Raw genomic sequence first — 19,778 nt, forward strand, 5'->3', positions numbered from 1 at the left:
CCCGCCATCCGTCGCTGAATAATCGTCACCGATCGCTTAAACGCCATTCGCTCCCGCCAGTCGTGTTGGTTTCCGAACAGGCGATGTTGGAAACTCGGCACTTTTCCCTATCACACCTGCCATGCATCGGTTGCCAGAGATTGGACATTGGTGTTTAAGACTAAGGTGTTAAATATTTTAATGGTTTATAAATCAAGGCGATAAACTTCTTTTCCCGGTGACGGTGCTGGTTTCTTTTTTGGTCGTATAGCTTTATGAAACGGCTGTTCTAGGATGCTCGAAAGAGAACAGGGAACGGCGCCACTCATGTCATTACAACTCGACAATGTGACACTGTCGGTGCGGGGCGAGACCTATATCGACAATGCCTGCCTGACGCTGGAGCCAGGATCGTTCAATGTGCTGCTGGGACATACGCTGGCGGGAAAGACGACGTTGATGCGGCTGATGGCCGGCCTGGATATGCCGGACCGGGGAACGGTGCGTCTCGGGGGGCGGGACATGACTCATGTGCCGGTACGCCAGCGCAACGTCTCGATGGTCTATCAGCAGTTCATCAACTATCCCACGTTGACGGTTTTCGACAATATCGCTTCGCCGCTCAAGCAGGCCAAGGTATCGCGCCAGGAGATCGCCCGGCGGGTCGAGGAGACCGCCGAGATGCTGGGCATCCAGCACCTGCTGGGGCGTTACCCGCAGGAACTCTCCGGCGGCCAGCAGCAGCGTACGGCGATGGCTCGCGCGCTGGTCAAGGATGCCGACCTGGTACTGTTCGACGAGCCACTGGTCAACCTCGACTACAAGCTTCGCGAGGCGCTGCGGGTGGAAATGCGCAAGCTGTTCGAGTCGCGTCATACCATCGCTGTCTACGCCACCACCGAACCCGCGGAGGCGCTGGCGCTGGGCGGCACGACCACGCTGCTGCACCAGGGCCGGATCGTCCAGAGCGGCCCCAGCGACGAGGTCTATCGCCACCCTTGCAACCGGGAAGCGGCGAGCCTGTTCGGCGAGCCGCCCATCAACCTGATGTCGATGACGATACAGGGCGACGAGTGTCGTATCGCCGACTTGCGTCAGCCGCGGCCGGACGTGTGGCGTTCGCTGCCGGCCGGCGAGTACCAGGTCGGTATCCGGCCGCACCACTGGTCGCTGCAGCCGCTCGATGAGCCTGCGTTTCGCCTGCCGGTCGTCGTTCGTGTGGCGGAGATCAGCGGCTCCGAGACGTTCCTGCATCTATCGCATGACCGGATCGACCTGGTGGCGCATTTGATCGGCATTCACGAGTTCGACGTCGACCAGGCTCTGGAGATGCAGGTGGCCTGTCGCCAGCTGTTCGTGTTCGAGCCGGACGGGGATCTGGTGCTGTCGCCATCCTCGCCGCGACCAACGCTTGCCAGCGTGTAAGGAGAGTCGGACATGGCGGAAATTCGCTTGGAGCAATTGGCGCACAGCTATCACGGCACCCCTTCGAAGCCGGCCGATTACGCGCTGAGGCAGATGGATCATGTCTGGGAGCAGGGCGGGGCCTATGCCTTGCTGGGCCCTTCGGGCTGCGGCAAGAGCACGCTGCTCAACATCATCTCCGGGCTGTTGGTGCCATCCGAGGGGCGGGTGCTCTACGACGGCAAGTCGGTCAACGACCTCAGCCCGCAGCAGCGCAACATCGCCCAGGTTTTCCAGTTCCCGGTGGTCTACGACACCATGACGGTGTTCGGCAACCTGGCGTTTCCGCTACGCAACCAGGGCCTTTCCCGTGACCGCATCGACCAGCGTGTGCGCGAGGTGGCCGAGGCGCTGGAGATCGAGCCGCTGTTGAGCCGCAAGGCGCACAATCTGACCGCCGACGAGAAGCAGAAGGTGTCGATGGGGCGCGGTCTGGTGCGCGACGACGTGGCGGCGATCCTGTTCGACGAACCGCTGACGGTGATCGATCCGCAGCTGAAGTGGCGGCTGCGGCGCAAGCTCAAGGAGATCCATCAGCGTTTCAACGTGACGATGGTCTACGTCACCCACGATCAACTTGAGGCTTCCACCTTCGCCGACAAGATCGCGGTGATGTACCAGGGCCAGATCGTCCAGTTCGGCACCCCGCGGGAGCTGTTCGAGAATCCGCAACATCCCTTTGTCGGCTACTTCATCGGCAGCCCCGGCATGAACCTGCTCGACATCGTCCTGGGCTCGTCAGGGGTCGAGCTCGGGGGGCGAACGCTGCCGGTGGATGAATCGGTCGTCGCGCAGCTGCGCCGAGGGGGCGAAGGGCGTCTGCAGCTTGGCATCCGGCCGGAGTTCGTGCAGCTCGTCGCTCCCGAGGTGTCGGCGCTGCACGGCCAGGTGGATCTGGTCCAGGACCAGGGCACCTTCAAGATCGTCGATGTGCGTCTCGACACGCCGTCGGCGCCCGTGATCAAGGCGCGGCTGGGGGAAGAGGAGCCCGTACCGGAAGGGCGTGTCGGGCTGGCATTCCCGGCGGCCTGGCAGCGCTTCTATCGTGATGACCGGCTGGTGGAGATCGCGCCATGAAACCCTACAACAACAAGGCCTGGTGGCTGGTGCTGCCCGTCTTCGTGCTGGTGGCGTTCAGCGCCATCATTCCGATGATGACGGTGGTCAACTACTCCGTGCAGGACATCTTCGACCCGAGCACGCGCTATTTCGTGGGGACGGAGTGGTATCGGGAGATTCTAGCGGATCCGAGGCTGCACGATTCGCTGATGCGACAGTTCATCTACTCGTTCTGTGTGCTGGTCATCGAGGTGCCGCTGGGCATCATCGTCGCGCTGTCCATGCCGAGGCGGGGGCTGGGCGTGCCGGTCAGCCTGATCCTGCTGTCACTGCCGCTGCTTGTGCCGTGGAACGTGGTGGGGACGATCTGGCAGATCATCGGACGGGAGGATATTGGCCTCTATGGCTGGATCCTCAACAGCCTCGGGCTCGACTACAACTACGCCTCCAACCCGCGGGATGCCTGGGCGACGGTGCTGGTGATGGATGTCTGGCACTGGACGTCGCTGGTCGCGCTGCTGTGCTACTCCGGGCTGCGTTCGATTCCGGACGTCTACTACCAGGCGGCGCGGATCGATCGCGCCTCGTCCTGGGCGGTGTTCCGCTACATCCAGCTGCCGAAGCTCAAGAACGTGCTGCTGATCGCGGTGATGCTGCGCTTCATGGACAGCTTCATGATCTACACCGAGCCGTTCGTGCTCACCGGCGGCGGGCCGGGCACGGCGACGACGTTCCTGAGTCAGACCCTGACCCAGATGGCGCTGGGCCAGTTCGACCTGGGCCGGGCCGCGGCGTTTTCGCTGATCTATTTCCTGATCATTTTGCTGGTGACCTGGGTGTTCTATACCGCCATGACGCATAACGACAACAAGGGATGACGCCGCCATGAGATTGCGTAAAAGCCTGGTGATGCTGGTCTATCTGCTGTTCGTGCTGGTGCCGATCTACTGGCTCGTCAACATGTCGTTGAAGTCGAACCGGGAAATTCTCGGCGGCCTCACCCTGTGGCCGGCGGCGCCGACGCTGGACAATTACCGAGTCATCTTCACCGAGCCGACCTGGTACACGAGCTATCTCAATTCCCTCAGCTACGTGTCGATGAACATGCTGATTTCGCTGCTGGTGGCGCTACCGGCCGCCTATGCGTTCTCGCGCTACCGCTTCCTGGGCGACAAGCACATGTTCTTCTGGCTGTTGACCAACCGGATGGCGCCACCGGCGGTTTTCCTGCTGCCGTTCTTCCAGCTCTATTCGGCGGTGGGGCTGTTCGATACGCCGATCGCCGTGGCGCTGGCGCACTGCCTGTTCAACGTGCCGCTGGCGGTGTGGATTCTCGAGGGCTTCATGTCGTCGGTGCCCAAGGAGATCGACGAAATGGCTTATATCGACGGCTATACCTTTCCCAAGTTCTTCGTTCGCATCTTCTTGCCGATGATTCGGCCCGGCATCGGTGTCACCGCGTTTTTCTGCTTCATGTTCTCGTGGGTGGAGCTGCTGCTGGCACGGACCCTGACTTCGGTCGACGCCAAGCCGATCGTGTCGCAGATGACCCGCACGGTATCGGCATCCGGCATCGACTGGGGCGTGCTGGCGGCAGCCGGGGTGGTGGCACTGCTGCCCGGCATCGCCGTGATCTATTTCGTGCGCAATCACGTCGCCAAGGGCTTTGCCCTGGGCCGCGTCTGATCGGCTTGCCGGAAAGGGAGGAGATCATCATGGGCTGGATGGCCTGGACACTACCGACGGCACTGTTCTTTTCGGCGATCGCGCTGATGCTGGTGGCGATGACGGTCTGGCAGACCGTATCGCCCGGGCGCGAACGCAAAGGGTTCCTGCCGCTGGTCACATCGCGCGGCGACCGGCTGTTCATCGGCCTGCTGGCATCGGCATACGTGCATCTGCTGGTGCTGGCATTGACCGACTGGCCGCTCTGGCTCGCCACCGGTCTCTGTATGGCGGGAATGGCAATCATCATGAAATGGGGGTAACGCACCGACCGGGATCATTATCTGCATCGGATAGCGCCACGACAGGAAAAAGCGAAGGATAACAAACGGGGTTAACGCTATGTTCGATATCAAGCACGCCAAATCGTCTCGCCGAACGCCGCTAGGCATCGGCGTCGGGGTCAGTCTCGCGGGGCTGATGGCCGTATCGGGAGTCGCGGTTGCCGATCAGTACCAGGACGCCGCCAAACGCTGGCTGGACGACGAGTTCTCGACCTCGACGCTCACGCCCGAGCAGCAGATGGCGGAGATGCAGTGGTTCATCGACGCCGCCAAGCCGTATCGCGGCATGCAGATTAATGTGGTTTCGGAAACGCTCACGACTCATAAATACGAATCCGAAGTGCTGGCCCGGGCGTTCAGCGAGATTACCGGTATCCAACTGACCCACGATCTGGTTCAGGAAGGGGACGTGATCGAGAAGCTGCAGACGCAGATGCAGTCCGGCCGCAATATCTACGATGCCTATGTCAACGATTCGGACCTGATCGGCACCCACGCGCGCTACGGCAAGGTGGTGCCAATCTCCGACATGATCGAGGGCGACGGGGCCGAGGTCACGTCGCCGACGCTGGATCTCGACGACTTCATCGGGCTCTCGTTCACCACGGGGCCTGACGGCAAGGTCTACCAGCTTCCCGATCAGCAGTTCGCCAATCTCTACTGGTTCCGCGCCGACTGGTTCGATGATCCGGAGATCAAGCAGCAATTCAAGGAGAAGTACGGCTACGAGCTGGGCGTGCCGGTGAACTGGTCTGCCTACGAGGATATCGCCGACTTCTTCACCAACGATGTCCACGATATCGACGGCGTACGCGTCTACGGCCACATGGACTACGGCAAGAAGGATCCCTCGCTGGGCTGGCGCTTCACCGATGCCTGGTTCTCGATGGCGGGAGCGGGCGACAAGGGCATTCCCAACGGTCTGCCGGTCGACGAATGGGGGATTCGCGTCGAGCAGTGCCATCCGGTGGGCTCGAACGTTACTCGTGGCGGCGCGACCAACGGCCCGGCAGCGGTCTTCGCGACCCAGAAGTACATCGACTGGCTGCACGCCTATGCGCCGCCGGAAGCGCAGGGCATGACGTTCTCCGAAGCGGGGCCGGTGCCGGCGCAGGGCAATGTCGCGCAGCAGATCTTCTGGTACACCGGCTTCACCGCCGACATGACACAGCCAGGCCTGCCGGTGGTCAACGAGGACGGCACGCCCAAATGGCGCATGGCGCCGTCACCGGTGGGCCCTTACTGGGAAGACGGCATGAAGAAGGGCTATCAGGACGTGGGGTCCTGGACCTTCATGGAGTCGACGCCCGAGAAGAACCGTCTCGCCGCCTGGCTCTACGCGCAGTTCGTGACGTCGAAGACGGTCTCTCTTCAGAAGACGCTGGTGGGGCTGACGCCGATTCGCGAGTCCGACATCCAGTCCGACGCGATGACCGAAGCCGCGCCCAAGCTGGGCGGGCTGGTCGAGTTCTATCGTAGCCCGGCGCGGCTGCAGTGGTCGCCGACCGGAACCAACGTGCCGGACTATCCCAAGCTGGCGCAGCTGTGGTGGCAGTTCATCTCCCGCGCTGTCAGCGGCGAGACCAGTGCCCAGGAAGCGCTGGACGGTCTGGCGGACGCGCAGGATCGAATCATGGAGCGCCTGGAGCGCGCCAACGTCCAGCCACAGTGCGGGCCGAAACTCAACGAGCCGCGTGATGCCCAGTACTGGCTGGACCAGCCCGGCGCGCCCAAGCCCAAGCTCGATAACGAAAAGCCGCAGGGCAAGACCGTTCCGTATGACGAGATGGTGAAGTCCTGGCAGGAAAGCTGAGCGAATCCTCGGCCCGAGGCTGCAACTCGAGATGTTCGCGTCGCCTGGGCGATGACCTTCCCGCCGGTTGTCCGGCGGGATTCTTTTGCTCCGCTTTCGCCCGCAGCGGCGCTATTGTGCGCCTGACCTCACGACTTTTGACCGGGTGATAGATACCATGGAGGGACAGCAGGAGTAGAACATGTCACTGAATTCGTTGTTCGAGCATATTCATCAGTTACCCAGCGTGCCCGCCGTGGTCACCGAGTTGATCGCCAGTCTGGATAACGACAAGATCAGTATTCACCGCGTCTCGACCACGATTCATAAAGACCCCAACCTGAGTCTGAAGTTGTTGCGCTCCGCCAATTCCGTGCGATACGGCATGGGACGAAACGTGGCGACGATCGACGATGCCTTGTTGTTGCTGGGCTTCGATCGCGTGCGCATGCTGGTCATCGCCTCTGGCATGGTCGGTTTGCTCAAGGAAGTGCCCGGTCTCGACCGTCAGGCGTTCTGGCACGAGTCGTTCATGGTTGCCAATCTCAGCCGTACGATCGTGCGGCATAGCCAGTTGCAAGACCTGGTGCCGGAGACCGCTTTCACCTGTGGCATTCTGCATCATGTGGGGTCGGCGTTGATGCACATCGGCCACCCCGAAACCATGCGGCGGATCGACGCGCTGGTCGCAGAGGGCGCGCCGCGAGCCGAACTGGAGGCCGATCAGTTCGGTTATACCTTCTGCGAGGTAGGGGCCGAACTGGGGCGTCGGTGGCGCTTTCCCGAGGCCATCTGCAACGCGCTGACCTATCAGGGCAAGCCGCTGGAATCCGTGCCGTTCTCGGCGTACGCCGCCGTCGTTCATCTGGCCATCGGCCTCTATCACAATATCGCCAATGGACGGCGTGAAGAGCATGCCCTGGGCGAGATGCCGCGGGACGTTCGTCGGCCGCTCGCACTGGATCTGCTTTCGCTTTACGAGGAGATCCTGCAGGTCATGCGCACGGATAACGAACTGGACGTTTTCCTGGATTGAGCCCTGAGTCGCCGTACGCGCCCCGTGGAGGGGCGATCAGACGATCGAGGCATTGGCGTTCAGATCGCTGGCCTCGGTGAATACGCGGCACAGGCGTTCGATACCGGCCTGATCCTCGGCGCTGAAACGTGCAGGAACGGGGCTGTCGATGTCCAGCACGCCCCATACCTTGTCACCGACGACGATCGGCACGACCAGTTCGGAACGCGACGCCGCATCGCAGGCGATATGATCCGGCACCGCATGGACGTCGTCGACGCGCTGGGTCTGGCGCGAGCGGGCCGCGGCGCCGCAGACGCCCTTGGAAAACGGAATCGGATTGCAGGCCGGCAAGCCCTGGAATGGGCCGAGAACCAGTGTCTCGGGTTGGCGCTGGAGATAGAAGCCGACCCAGTTCAACTCGCCTAGCGTCTGCGTCAAAAAGGCGCTGGTCTGGGCGGCGTTGGTCAACCAGTCGCGAGTATCGAGCAGGGCTTTCAACTGGCGTTCGAGGGAATCGTAGTCGGTCATCACGGGTTTCCTTGTCACGTGAACAGGGTGTCGAAACCAGAAACCAGCGCCCTGGGGCGCTGGTTTCCGATTCGCTACGGTGGCTGGCGAGAACCGGCCAGCGGATTCGCCGACCGGTGTCTGGCGACCGGCTTACTTCCAGCCGGGAACGGCGCCACCTTCGAACAGCGCTTTGGCCTTGTCGGCGACGGCGTCCGACTGGTAGGCCTTGACCAGTTCCTGAATCGCTTCGCGGTCCTGGTCGCCGCCACGCACCACGATCAGGTTGACGTAGGGGGAGTCCGGGCCTTCCTTGATCAGCGCATCATCCAGCGTCAGACCGGCGGGCTGCGTGAAGGTGCTGTTGATGAAGGCCAGGTCGACGTCCTGTAGCACGCGCGGCATCTGGGCGGCCTCGATCTCCTTGAACGAATAATCGTGCGGATTCTCGGTGATGTTGATCGGCGTCGCTTCCAGGTTTTTCGGATCGTCGAGCGTGATCAGTTCGAGGTTGTCCAACAGGATCAGCGCGCGACCTTCGTTGGTCGGATCGTTGGGTACGGCGATGGTCGCACCGTCGGGCAGATCGTCGATGCTGTCGTACTTGGCGGAATAGGCGCCGATCGGATAGACGAACGTCTTGCCGGCAATGGCGAAATCATAGCCGCGGTCGTTGACCATCGAGCGCATGTAGGGCTCGTGCTGATAGGCATTGGCGTCCAGGCTGCCATCGGCGAGCGCCGCATTGGGCGTGACGTAGTCGGTGAACTCGACGATCTCGACATCGAGGCCGTACTTTTCCTTGGCGACCTGCTTGGCCACCTGCATGACATCGGTCTCCGGACCGGCCATGGTGCCGACCTTGATGGTATCGTCGGCGGCGTGCGCGGTGCCGACGGCCAGCCCCAGGCTCAGCGCGGCGGCACTCAGTGTACGTGTCAGTGAAATCGGCATTGGCGAGATTCTCCCTGAAAGATGTGGCAATGCAATCGGAAACGACGTTGGCGCTCTTGTGGCGTCTCATGACCGCCGAAATATAACGGAATAACGGCGATCACGGTAATTCATTCTGGTTATTAGTCTAATCCGCTCTGCGCAAGCCCTTCACTTGTGATCGCTCTTGCGCACCAGATAGTCACCCAGGCTCTGAAACAACTGCACCATCACGACCAGCACCACCACGGTGATCAGCATCACGGTCGGGTTGAAGCGGTTGTAGCCGTAGCGGATGCCCAGGTCGCCGAGCCCGCCACCGCCCACGGCGCCCGCCATGGCGGAGTAGCTGACCAGGGCGACGATGGTGATCGTCAGGCCGTTGATGATGCCGCCACGCGCCTCCGGCAGCAGGACCTTCATGATGATCTGCATCGGCGTCGCGCCCATCGACTGGGCGGCTTCGACCAGGCCGGGAGAGACTTCGTTAAGCGCGCCTTCGACCAGCCGGGCGACGAACGGAATCGCGGCGATCGTCAGCGGCACGGCGGCGGCATTGGTTCCGATGGAACTGCCGACGATCATGCGGGTGAACGGAATGATCGCCACCAGCAGGATGATGAACGGCACCGAGCGCCCGACGTTGGTGACGATGCCGAGTATCGTGTTGACGGCCGGCTGAGCGAGGATCTGGCGCGGCCGGGTCACATACAGCAGCACGCCGAGGGGGACGCCTGCCAGCGCCGACAGAATGCCGGCGACGGCGACCATGTAGAGCGTTTCCAGCGTGGACTGCCAGACGAGATCAATCAGTGCGCTGGACATGACCCATTACCTCCACTTGCAGATCAAAGGATTCGAGCGTCGTCAGTGCCTGCCGTGTCTGCGAAGCACTGCCCATCAGTTCGGCGATCATCAGGCCGAGCGTACGCCCCTGAATGGATTCGACCTTGGCCTGGAGGATGCTGACATCAATGCCGTGTTCCCGGGCCAGGCGCGAGATCAGCGGAGTGGACACGCTGTCGCCGGAGAAGGTCAGCCGCACCACGGGATGGGTGGTTTCGCTGGGCTCGGGTTCGAGCCGCTCGATCAGCGCCTGGGGCGCTTCCAGCTTGAGGAAGTCGTTCAGAAACTCCCGTCCCAGTTGCGTACCCGGCGCCGTGAAGAAGTCGCCGACATCGGCGTCTTCGACCAGGCGGCCATCGGAAATCAGCCCCACGCGATGGCAGATGGTCTTCACCACCTCCATTTCGTGGGTGATCAGCAGGATGGTCAGCCCCAGCTGCCGGTTGATCTCCTGCAGCAGCGTCAGGATCGAGGCGGTCGTCTGCGGGTCGAGTGCCGATGTGGCTTCGTCGCACAGCAGCACCTTGGGGCGGCTGGCCAGCGCGCGGGCGATCGCCACGCGCTGCTTCTGCCCGCCGGAAAGCTGGGCCGGATACTGTTTCGTCTTGTCCGCGAGCCCGGTCATCTCCAGCAGCGGAAGGACGCGCTCGCGAATGGTCTGGCGCGACTGGCCCATCAGTTCGAGCGGCAGGGCGACATTGTCGTAGACGGTGCGGTTGGTCAGCAGATTGAAGTGCTGAAAGATCATGCCGCATTGATGGCGTGCCTGACGCAGCGCGGCGGCATCCATCGCGGTCAGATCCTCTCCATCGATGAGAACCCGGCCGGCGCTCGGGCGCTCGAGCAGGTTGACGCAGCGAATGAGCGTCGACTTGCCGGCGCCGGAGAGGCCGATGACGCCGTGAATCGTGCCTTTGGGCACCTGCAGGTCGATATCTTTCAGCGCCTGCACGGCGCCGGGCCCGCTGCCGTAGGTTTTGGAGACGTTGTCCAGAGTGATCATTAGGCGTGTCGAAAGCGTCTGTCTGGGAATCGGGAGAGCGGGTAGGGTGTCTCGCGCCATAGGGACTGCCGGCGCCAGCCCCGCTTCGATGAGGGCGCTAGTATACGGATCTCGCCGGACCAGAGCGACCGCTGGCGTCGGCATCGGTCGCGAGATACCGTAAGCGACGGCGGCCGGCTTGCCGCCACACAGTTTTCGCTCTCAGTGACAACTCTCTGCCTCAAAGGCTCAAGACTCTGTTTCAAGACACTTTTGAAAGACAACAAGGAGAAAGTCGATGCTGCCGTCACTCGATGATCAGGCCCTGAACCAGCTCTTTCTGGAAGCGCATACCCATAATGCCTGGCAATCGCGGGAAATTAGCGAGGAGACTCTGCGCAAGCTCTACGAGCTGGTCAAGATGGGACCGACCTCGGCCAACTGCTGCCCGGCGCGCTTCGTTTTCGTTCGCTCGGCGGCGGGGAAGGACAAATTGCTGCCGTGCGTCTCTTCCGGTAACGCCGAAAAGACGGCGACGGCTCCCTGCACGGTTATCGTGGCCTACGACAAGCGCTTCTATGATCAGTTGCCGACGCTGTTCCCGCACACCGATGCGCGCAGCTGGTTCACCGGGAGCGAAGCCTTCGCCGAGCAGACGGCGCTACGCAACAGTTCGATGCAGGCCGGCTATCTGATCCTGGCGGCGCGGGCAATGGGGCTGGATACCGGGCCGATGTCCGGCTTCGATGCCAAGGCACTGGATGAAGCGTTTTTCGCCGGTACCGATTGGACGACCAACCTGCTGGTCAATCTGGGTTATGGTGACGTTTCCGGCGTCAAGCCGCGTCTGCCGCGCCTGGCATTCGAAGAAGCTTGCCAACTGGCTTGAGCCAACGGACCAAACGATCGACTTTGCCGTGTAGAACCCCCGCTCGGTCAGTTCCGTCGGGCGGGTTTTATCGCAGCCACCAAAGTGCCGCCGAAGCCGCTTCAGGACTCCTTCGGCCGCGGCAGCAAGCCGCCCAGCACGATGCGCTGAATATTGTCGACCGTGGCTTCGAAGAACTCGGGATCAGCCAGCGTCTTGCCGGAGATCGCTTCGATCTGTACGGCAAAATCGGCGTAATGCTGCGTGGTGCCCCAGAGCAGATAGATCAGATGATGCGGGTCGACCGGCAGTAAGCTGCCGTGCGCTATCCAGCCTTCGATGACTTTCGATTTTTCCTCTACCAGCGCGCGCAGATCACTATGTAGTTCTTCCTTCAGCAGTGGCGCGCCCTGGATCATCTCCAGGCAGAAGAGCCGCGACGCCTGCACATGATCCCTCGACAGCTCGACCTTGATACGAATGTAGTGATTGATGGCCGCTTCCGGGGACTGGTCGGCATCGATGGCGCGTATCGGTTCCAGCCAGGTATTCAGGATTTGCTGCAAGACCGAGATGTAGAGCTTTTCCTTGGAAGGAAAGTAATAGAGCAGATTGGTCTTGGAGACGCCCGCCTGATCGGCGATGGCGTCCAGGCTGGCCCCGCGCAGACCGAACTGGGAAAACAGCGATAGCGCCGCATCTCGAATACGTTGCTTGCGGGCTTCACTGGCAGCGGCGCGGCCAGGGGAGACGGCGGCGCTAGGCGTGAGTGGCGTCATGGACATCCTGGTTGGTAAAGACCTGAATGGCGTGCCAATTCTCTACCCAAAGGCATCGAGCCGTGGCCATTACAGGTCGATAACATTCGCTGGCACTTTACCACGTCGGTTCGGGCCTGGCGCCATCGACCTCGGTCAACGACTCGGTCAGCGACGAGCCTCGCTGCGCACCGAAATTGCGCGAACGTGCCATTCCTTGCGTCATTGCTGAGCGACTTTTCTTTCTGGTTGGACCAAATGGTCTGACAGTCTGGTTGCGTCGCGTCCCAAGTCATTGAAAACGGATACGGTACGACGCGTTGGCACGTCTGTTGTAAAGGGATTGTCAGGTGTCGGGGCCGACAGAGGCCGGCGGCAGATCTCGATAATGAGAGCCGAATGACGAGGTGACTCATGCAACTAGGTGTCTTTATCCCTATCGGTAACAACGGCTGGCTGATTTCCGAAAACGCGCCGCAGTACATGCCGACCTTCGAACTCAACAAGGCTGTGACCCTGAAGGCCGAAAGCTACGGCTTCGAGTTCGTGCTGTCGATGATCAAGTTGCGCGGCTTCGGCGGCAAGACCGAGTTCTGGGAGCACGCGCTGGAGTCCTTCACTCTGATGGCAGGGCTGGCGGCCGTGACCTCGAAGATCAATCTCTACGCTACCGCGGCGACGTTGGTGATGCCGCCGGCGATTACCGCGCGCATGGCGGCGACCATCGACTCGATTGCGCCGGGGCGTTTTGGCATCAATCTGGTGACCGGCTGGCAGAAACCGGAATACAGCCAGATGGGGATGTGGCCGGGAGACGAGTACTTTGCCAAGCGCTACGCCTACCTCGATGAGTACACCACAGTGCTGCGGGATCTGCTGGAGACGGGGCGCAGCGATCTGAAGGGCGACTTTTTCCAGATGGACGACTGTCGCCTGAGTCCGCGCCCCGAACAGGGCGTCAAGATCGTCTGCGCCGGCCAGTCGAGTGCCGGCATGGCCTTCACCGCCAAGCACGCCGACTACAGCTTCTGCTTCGGCAAGGGGCTGAATACGCCGACGGCGTTTGCCGATACCGCCGAGCGTCTCAACGCGGCGGGCAGGGAATCCGGACGCGATATCGCTTGCTACGTGCTGTTCATGGTGATCGCCGACGAGAGTGACGAAGCCGCGATGGCGCGCTGGGAACACTACAAGGCCGGCGCCGATCAGGAGGCCCTCGACTGGATGGCCGACCAGGGCAGCCAGGACAAGAGCTCGGGCAAGGATACCAATGTGCGCCAGATGACCGACCCGACATCGGCGGTCAACTTCAATATGGGGACTCTGGTCGGCTCCTACGCCAACGTCGCGCGGATGCTCGACGAGATCGATACCGTCGAGGGCATCGGCGGCGTGATGCTGACGTTCGATGACTTTCTGGCAGGACTGGATATCTTCGGCGAGCGCGTGCAGCCGCTGATGAAGACCCGGGTCGAGGTTGTCAACGCACCAGCCGAGACAGCGGAGATGGCAGAATGAGCGGGCTCAAGCAGACGCCGGTGGTCCGCCGTGATGATGTCTCCGCCAACGACGAGATCGTGCTGGACGGTCGGCCGGAAGCGATCGCGATGCCGTGCTCCGAGACGGCATTGATCGTCGTCGACATGCAGAACGCCTACGCCACCCTGGGCGGCTATCTCGATCTGGCCGGTTTCGATGTCACCACCACCGGGCCGGTCATCGAGCGAATTGCCAAGGCGATCAAGCTGGCGCGCGCGGCGGGTATCCAGGTGATCTTCTTCCAGAATGGCTGGGATGCCGAGTACGTCGAGGCCGGCGGCCCGGGATCACCCAATTGGCATAAATCCAACGCGCTCAAAACCATGCGTCAGCGCCCCGAACTGCATGGGCAACTGCTGGCCAAGGGGACCTGGGACTACGCACTGGTCGACGATTTGAAGCCTCAGCCTGGCGATATCGTGCTGCCGAAGCCGCGCTATAGCGGGTTCTTCAACACGGCGCTGGACAGCATCCTGCGTTCGCGGGGTATCCACCACCTGCTGTTCACCGGTATTGCCACCAACGTGTGCGTCGAGTCGACGCTGCGTGATGGCTTCTTCCTGGAGTATTTCGGCACCGTGCTGGAGGACGCGACCTATCAAGCCGGTCCGCCGTCGGCGCAGAGCAGCGCCATCTTCAATATCGAAACCTTCTTTGGCTGGGTGTCGAGCGTCGAGGCTTTCGAGGATGCCTGCGCGGCTCGAACCGACGTCCGACAGCCACACGCTTCACCCATGACTTCATCAGCAGCAGGAGAGTGACCGTGCCCAAGACAAGTGTGATCCCCGCCGGTTCCGGTGCGCCTCTGGCCCCGTTCGTCCCGGGTAGCCAGGCCGACAATATCCTTTACGTTTCCGGCACGCTGCCGTTCGACAAGGAAAATAACGTGGTTCACGTCGGTGACGCTGCCGCCCAGACCCGCCACGTGCTGGAAATCATCCAGAGCGTGGTCGAGACCGCTGGTGGCAGCATGAATGACGTCACCTTCAACTCGATCTTCCTGCGCAACTGGGAAGACTACGCGGCGATCAACGCCGTCTATGCGGAATTCTTTCCCGGCGAGAAGCCTGCCCGTTACTGCATCCAGTGCGGGCTGGTGAAGCCGGATGCGCTGATCGAGATCGCTTCGATCGCGCATTTGCCTCACTGAGTCGTTGATTGACGCTTTGCCGGGAGGATCTCGTCAATGCACTACGAAATACTGGGACGCACGGATCCCGACGCCCCGACGATTCTGCTCTCCGCGGGATTGGGTGGCGCCGGTCGTTTCTGGGAGCCGCAGCTGGCTTCGCTGGAGACGACACACCGGGTGGTGATCTATGACCACCTCGGCACAGGCAAGAGCCCGGCCGAGCTACCGATCGGTTACGCGATCGATGACATGGCGCAGGAGGCGCTGGCCCTGCTCGACCGATTGGACATCGAGCGCGTCGATTTCATGGGGCATGCCCTTGGCGGGCTGGTCGGGCTGCAGATGGCGCTGCTGGCGCCGGCCCGGCTCGATCGATTGGTCGTGATCAACGCCTGGAGCCGTGTCGACGTCCAGAGCGAGCGCTGTTTTCGGGTACGCCTGGCGCTGCTCCAGGACAGCGGCGTCGAAGCGTATCTGCACGCGCAGCCGCTGTTCCTGTATCCCGCCGACTGGCTGTCCGCCAATCACGACAGGCTACTGATCGAAGAAGCCCATGCCCTCGAACATTTCCCGGAAAAGCAGAACGTGCTGGCCAGAATCGGCGCACTGTCGGCCTTCGATGTCGATGCTCGGCTAGGAGAGATCGATACGCCCACGCTGGTGATTGCCTCGCGGGACGATCTGCTGGTCCCGTACACGCAATCCCGGCACCTTGCCGAGGCATTGCCCAACGCACGGCTGGAAATGTTCGACTATGGCGGGCACGGCCTGACGGTGACCGTTCCGGCGGCGTTCAACGCTTCGGTAGAGCGATTCCTGACAATCCGATCACCACTCCGATGATGTGATCGTCACCGTTGAGAGACAGGAGGAAGGTTCCATGATGACGTCGTTACGAAAACCTGAATATGCCATGGAAGCACCAAGTACGGTTTCGCCATCGGAGTTTCGCGAGGCAATGTCGCATCTGGCTGCCGCGGTCAATGTGGTAACCACCGATGGCCCCGCCGGGCGCGCCGGCTTCACGGCGTCTGCCGTGTGCAGCGTGACCGACGAGCCGCCGACGCTGCTGGTCTGCATCAATCGCAATGCTTCGGCCTATCTCGCCTTCGCGGACAATTCAACGCTCTGCGTCAACGTCCTGAGCGCCGATCATCAGGACGTCTCCAACGCCTTCGGCGGCAAGACGCCGATGGCGGAACGCTTCGCCCACGCCGAGTGGACGACGCGGGAGACCGGCGCGCCGGTGCTGGCGGATGCATTGGCGCATTTCGAATGTCGGATCAGTCAGCGCGTGCGGGTCGGCACGCATGAGGTGATGTTCTGCGAGATCGTGTCGATGGCGACCTGTGACGAGAGCCAGTGTCTGCTCTACTTCGACCGCCGCTATCACCAACTTCCCAGGCTGGTCGCCAACGGTTGAAAGCCGCCGCGCCACGGGCTGCGGGAGTCTTTTCTCGCATCGCAATAAACAAGAGTGGGGGGTAAAACAATGACAATCTCTACATCCCGCATGGTCGAGCGTGACGGCAAGGTCGAACTTGCGCTCGGCGACGACGTCCGCGACAGCGCCTGTTTTAACCACGACATCGCGCCGACGACAGCCAGCGAGCGAACCTGGTCGAAATGGAACATCGCCGCGCTCTGGGTCGGACTTTCGATCTGCGTGCCGACCTACACCTTGGGTGGGGTGCTCACCGCCTATTTCGGGCTGAGTGTGGGCGAGGCCTTGGTCGCGATTCTGCTGGCCAACGTGATTCTGTTGATTCCGCTGACGTTGAACGCCTTTCCCGGGACCCGCTACGGCATTCCGTTCCCGGTCGTGCTGCGCTCGTCATTCGGCATTCGCGGTTCGAACGTTCCTTGCCTGATCCGCGCGCTGGTCGGTTGCGGCTGGTTCGGCATCCAGACGATGTTCGGCGGCCTGGCGATTCATCTGCTGCTATCCGCGATCATGCCACCGTGGCAATCGCTGGACGGCTGGGGACAAGTTCTCGGCTTCTTCATTTTCGCGGCGATGAATCTCTGGGTGGTGATTCGCGGTGCGGAGTCGATCAAGTGGCTCGAGACGCTGTCGGCGCCGTTGCTGTTGCTCGTCGCCATCGGGTTGATGGTATGGGCGCTGCCGCACGTTTCGCTGAGCGAGTTGATGACGCAGCCGCCGTCGCGCCCGGAAAGTGCGTCGGTAACGACCTACTTTCTCTCGGGACTCACGGCGATGGTCGGATTCTGGGCAACTCTGTCGCTGAACATTCCGGATTTCAGCCGCTTCGCCAGGAGCCAGAAAGATCAGATCGTCGGGCAGATCATCGGGCTTCCGCTGACCATGTTCTTCTTCGCCGCGTTGGGGGTGGTGATGACGGCGGCGTCGGCTTCGCTGGTAGGTGAGACCGTCTCCGATCCAGTCACGTTGATTGGTCACATCGATAGCCCCGTCTGGGTATCGGTCGCCATGGTATTGATCGTGATCGCCACGATCTCGACCAATACGGCGGGTAATATCGTTTCGCCGACCAATGATTTCCAGAACCTCGCCCCCAAGTTGATCAATCGCACGGGCGGCGTGCTGTTGACCGGATTGGTCGGTACCTTGCTGATGGGATATGACCTGCTGCAGAAGGCGGGGGTGATCGTCTCCGACGTGACGCTTGAGAGTCTCTATTCCAACTGGCTGCTGGGCTACTCGAGCCTGCTGGGGCCGATCGCCGGGATCATGGCGGTGGACTACTTTCTGATCAAGCGTCAGCGTCTGGACGTGGCCGCGCTCTACCGCGATGACGGACGCTACCCGGCAATCAACGTGGCCGGCTTCATCGCCTTCGGCGTACCGGTGGCGTTGACGCTGATGTCGTTGACCACGGGGCTGTGGCAGTGGTTCTACGACTATGGCTGGTTTACCGGCTCGCTGCTGGGCGCAGTGGTCTACTACGTCGCCGGCAAGACGCTGGATCATTCACGAGATGCGCCTTATGACATTCACACGGCGGACTCTGCCACGGTTGGTTAGGGTCTGTTGACGTTTCAGCGCGAACCGCGTTGCTGCGCCAAATGGCGCCAGGCCAGGCGCGGGATGCAGAGAAGGGTGGTTCCCTTTTCCAATCCCGCAACGCCGCATGGCGCCATTTGCCGCGCAACCCGAAGGGCCGGGCCAGTTTTTGCACGGTGCTGCGTTATTCGTCGTTCATTTGGAATGACCAAACTACGCTCCTCACGCCTTGCCCCGCACAAAAACTGGCTCCGGCGCGGCCGTGCATGAAACGTCAACAGACCCTAGATAGGCTGACCAGTTGAATGTGCTGGCTGGTCGAAACGAAAAAAGGCCACCCGTTCGGGTGGCCATCAACGCTGGACACACCCTTTTAGCGAGATTGCCCGGAGACCGGCGCGCCTGCAATCGGGAACAAATCGGCGCGATGAATTGCGGGCAATCTTAGAGTCAGTCGGCGAGGGCGTCAATTTCCTGGCGGGCAGCGGTGGCGTGCTAGAATTCCCGCTCTTGTGGGTCGCCGAGGGCGTCTGCCGTCGGCGGCTCGTCATCCGCTTCAGGCGAGGGAGAGGTTCATGTTTACCGGGATCGTGCAGGATGTGGGGACCGTGGTGGCGATCGAGGAACGTGAGCAGTTGCGCACGCACGTGGTATCGATGGCGCCGGCGATGCGCGAAGGTCTGACGCTGGGCGCATCGATATCCCACAACGGTTGCTGCCTGACGGTGACATCCATCGATGGCGACAATGTCAGTTTCGATCTGATGCGGGAAACCCTGCGCCTGACCAACCTGGGCGATCTCGCCGCGGGGGACCGGGTCAATCTCGAACGGGCGGCACGTTTCGGCGACGAGATCGGCGGTCATTCCATGTCCGGCCATATCATGGGAATGGCCAGGCTAGTGGAGATCGACGAGGCGCCCAACAATCGCCGGTTGTGGTTCGAGCTGCCAGCGGCGCTGGCGCGCTTCGTGTTCGACAAGGGCTACATCGGCATCGATGGCATCAGCCTGACGATCGGCGCGGTGGAGGCCGAGCGTTTCTGCGTCAACCTGATTCCCGAAACGCTGGCGAGGACGACGATCGGCGAGCGCTTGCCGGGGGATCGGGTCAACATCGAGATCGACCCGCAGACCCAGGCCATCGTCGAAACGGTGGAGCGCGTGCTGGCTTCGCGCGATCATTCGACTGGCGGGGCGTGACGATGAGAGCGGTCGTCGCGACAGGTCGCGCCGTGGCGTTGGCTTGGGTAACATAGACGCCTTTGCGCCAGGATCAATCGTTTTGCGATTTATCGTTCTTCGGTGCGCCGTGTTCGGTCAATGGAGTTTCTTCGATGAGCAGCAGTATCTACGGCGACTATATCAAGTCGGTCATCCGCACAGTGCCCGATTGGCCTCAGCCCGGCGTCAATTTTCGTGATATCACGCCGCTGCTTCAGAACAGTGCCGCGTTTCGCAAGCTGATCGACAGCTTCGTGCATCGCTATCAGGAGCTCGAGGTCGATGCCATCGCGGCGATCGACGCGCGCGGGTTCATCGTCGGCGCGCCGCTGGCCTACGAGCTGGGCTGCAGCTTCGTGCCGGTGCGCAAGAAGGGCAAGCTGCCGTTTCGAACCATCAGCGAGACCTACACGCTGGAGTACGGCGAATCGACGGTCGAGCTCCATGCCGATGCGTTCCGCGAGCGCGACCGTATCGTACTGATCGACGACATCATCGCCACTGGCGGCACCATGCTGGCAGCCGCGTCGCTGATCCAGCGCAGCGGTGGCCATGTCGTCGAGACGGCAACCATCCTCGATCTGCCGGAACTGGGCGGCTCGGCCAAGATTCGTGAGGCCGGCTATAGCGTCTTCGCGGTTTGCAGCTTTACCGAAGACGAGTAGGAACGAAACAAAAGGCCC

General features: G+C 61.8%; 21 protein-coding genes. 16 read left to right on the plus strand and 5 right to left on the minus strand.

Going from position 1 to position 19,778, the window contains the following annotated elements; all coding sequences use genetic code 11:
- The first annotated feature begins 306 nt into the window (after window positions 1–306).
- From BC443_RS01770 to BC443_RS01800, 7 genes are all read left to right on the plus strand, one after another.
- Window positions 307–1,404 carry an ABC transporter ATP-binding protein gene (locus tag BC443_RS01770; RefSeq protein ID WP_071230129.1) on the plus strand — a complete coding sequence of 366 codons (1,098 nt, stop codon included), beginning with the start codon at window positions 307–309 and terminating at the stop codon, window positions 1,402–1,404.
- Between the two features lie 12 nt (window positions 1,405–1,416).
- Entirely contained in the window at window positions 1,417–2,520 is a 1,104-nt protein-coding gene (locus BC443_RS01775; RefSeq protein ID WP_071230130.1) for an ABC transporter ATP-binding protein, read from the plus strand.
- Entirely contained in the window at window positions 2,517–3,380 is an 864-nt protein-coding gene (locus tag BC443_RS01780; protein WP_071230131.1) for a sugar ABC transporter permease, read from the plus strand. The genes BC443_RS01775 and BC443_RS01780 overlap by 4 nt, the downstream gene beginning before the upstream one ends.
- 7 nt (window positions 3,381–3,387) lie before the next feature.
- Window positions 3,388–4,188 carry a carbohydrate ABC transporter permease gene (locus BC443_RS01785; protein ID WP_071230132.1) on the plus strand — a complete coding sequence of 267 codons (801 nt, stop codon included), beginning with the start codon at window positions 3,388–3,390 and terminating at the stop codon, window positions 4,186–4,188.
- A 29-nt stretch (window positions 4,189–4,217) separates the two neighbouring features.
- Window positions 4,218–4,490 carry a DUF2160 domain-containing protein gene (locus BC443_RS01790; protein ID WP_071230133.1) on the plus strand — a complete coding sequence of 91 codons (273 nt, stop codon included), beginning with the start codon at window positions 4,218–4,220 and terminating at the stop codon, window positions 4,488–4,490.
- Window positions 4,491–4,647: 157 nt separating this feature from the next.
- Window positions 4,648–6,324 (plus strand): ABC transporter substrate-binding protein, encoded by a 1,677-nt coding sequence (locus tag BC443_RS01795; protein WP_210766228.1) that lies wholly within the window; start codon window positions 4,648–4,650, stop codon window positions 6,322–6,324.
- Window positions 6,325–6,505: 181 nt separating this feature from the next.
- Window positions 6,506–7,339, plus strand: a complete 834-nt coding sequence (locus tag BC443_RS01800; protein WP_071230135.1) for an HDOD domain-containing protein — start codon at window positions 6,506–6,508, stop codon at window positions 7,337–7,339.
- A 36-nt stretch (window positions 7,340–7,375) separates the two neighbouring features.
- On the opposite strand, the gene BC443_RS01805 is transcribed toward BC443_RS01800, so the two are convergent.
- From BC443_RS01805 to BC443_RS01820, 4 genes are all read right to left on the minus strand, one after another.
- A complete protein-coding gene (locus tag BC443_RS01805; protein WP_071230136.1) occupies window positions 7,376–7,849 on the minus strand; it encodes a GAF domain-containing protein in 474 nt (157 codons plus the stop codon).
- Between the two features lie 132 nt (window positions 7,850–7,981).
- The gene (locus BC443_RS01810) at window positions 7,982–8,782 is read right to left on the minus strand and encodes a MetQ/NlpA family ABC transporter substrate-binding protein (RefSeq protein WP_071230137.1); all 801 of its coding nucleotides are present in this window, start codon (window positions 8,780–8,782) and stop codon (window positions 7,982–7,984) included.
- A 150-nt stretch (window positions 8,783–8,932) separates the two neighbouring features.
- Window positions 8,933–9,586 (minus strand): methionine ABC transporter permease, encoded by a 654-nt coding sequence (locus BC443_RS01815; protein WP_071230138.1) that lies wholly within the window; start codon window positions 9,584–9,586, stop codon window positions 8,933–8,935.
- Window positions 9,567–10,610 carry a methionine ABC transporter ATP-binding protein gene (locus tag BC443_RS01820; protein WP_071230139.1) on the minus strand — a complete coding sequence of 348 codons (1,044 nt, stop codon included), beginning with the start codon at window positions 10,608–10,610 and terminating at the stop codon, window positions 9,567–9,569. The genes BC443_RS01815 and BC443_RS01820 overlap by 20 nt, the downstream gene beginning before the upstream one ends.
- Before the next feature lie 277 nt (window positions 10,611–10,887).
- On the opposite strand from BC443_RS01820, the gene BC443_RS01825 reads away from it, so the two are divergent.
- Window positions 10,888–11,478 carry a malonic semialdehyde reductase gene (locus BC443_RS01825; protein ID WP_071230140.1) on the plus strand — a complete coding sequence of 197 codons (591 nt, stop codon included), beginning with the start codon at window positions 10,888–10,890 and terminating at the stop codon, window positions 11,476–11,478.
- Window positions 11,479–11,579: 101 nt separating this feature from the next.
- Here the strand turns inward: BC443_RS01825 and rutR are convergent, their stop codons facing one another.
- Window positions 11,580–12,236, minus strand: a complete 657-nt coding sequence (gene rutR, locus BC443_RS01830) for an HTH-type transcriptional regulator RutR (protein WP_071230141.1) — start codon at window positions 12,234–12,236, stop codon at window positions 11,580–11,582.
- 393 nt (window positions 12,237–12,629) lie between these two features.
- Here rutR and rutA point away from each other — a divergent pair, with 393 nt between their 5' ends.
- The 8 genes from rutA to BC443_RS01870 all read left to right on the plus strand — a co-directional run bounded on the left by rutA (window position 12,630) and on the right by BC443_RS01870 (window position 19,760).
- Window positions 12,630–13,733 (plus strand): pyrimidine utilization protein A, encoded by a 1,104-nt coding sequence (gene rutA / locus BC443_RS01835; protein ID WP_071230142.1) that lies wholly within the window; start codon window positions 12,630–12,632, stop codon window positions 13,731–13,733.
- Window positions 13,730–14,515, plus strand: coding sequence for a pyrimidine utilization protein B (rutB, locus tag BC443_RS01840; RefSeq protein WP_071230143.1), 786 nt, complete (start codon window positions 13,730–13,732; stop codon window positions 14,513–14,515). The genes rutA and rutB overlap by 4 nt, the downstream gene beginning before the upstream one ends.
- 2 nt (window positions 14,516–14,517) lie before the next feature.
- Window positions 14,518–14,904, plus strand: a complete 387-nt coding sequence (gene rutC, locus BC443_RS01845) for a pyrimidine utilization protein C (protein ID WP_071230144.1) — start codon at window positions 14,518–14,520, stop codon at window positions 14,902–14,904.
- A gap of 36 nt (window positions 14,905–14,940) precedes the next feature.
- Window positions 14,941–15,729 carry a pyrimidine utilization protein D gene (gene rutD / locus BC443_RS01850; RefSeq protein ID WP_071230145.1) on the plus strand — a complete coding sequence of 263 codons (789 nt, stop codon included), beginning with the start codon at window positions 14,941–14,943 and terminating at the stop codon, window positions 15,727–15,729.
- Window positions 15,730–15,799: 70 nt separating this feature from the next.
- Window positions 15,800–16,309 carry a flavin reductase gene (locus BC443_RS01855; protein ID WP_071230146.1) on the plus strand — a complete coding sequence of 170 codons (510 nt, stop codon included), beginning with the start codon at window positions 15,800–15,802 and terminating at the stop codon, window positions 16,307–16,309.
- Window positions 16,310–16,378: 69 nt separating this feature from the next.
- Entirely contained in the window at window positions 16,379–17,893 is a 1,515-nt protein-coding gene (locus BC443_RS01860) for an NCS1 family nucleobase:cation symporter-1 (RefSeq protein ID WP_071230147.1), read from the plus strand.
- Between the two features lie 554 nt (window positions 17,894–18,447).
- On the plus strand, window positions 18,448–19,074 hold the full coding sequence (locus BC443_RS01865) for a riboflavin synthase (RefSeq protein ID WP_071230148.1): 627 nt from the start codon (window positions 18,448–18,450) through the stop codon (window positions 19,072–19,074).
- Between the two features lie 134 nt (window positions 19,075–19,208).
- The gene (locus BC443_RS01870) at window positions 19,209–19,760 is read left to right on the plus strand and encodes an adenine phosphoribosyltransferase (protein ID WP_071230149.1); all 552 of its coding nucleotides are present in this window, start codon (window positions 19,209–19,211) and stop codon (window positions 19,758–19,760) included.
- Window positions 19,761–19,778 lie beyond the last annotated feature (18 nt).

It is taken from the genome of Salinicola sp. MIT1003 (genome assembly GCF_001858555.1).
In the GTDB taxonomy this organism is placed as follows: domain Bacteria; phylum Pseudomonadota; class Gammaproteobacteria; order Pseudomonadales; family Halomonadaceae; genus Salinicola; species Salinicola salarius.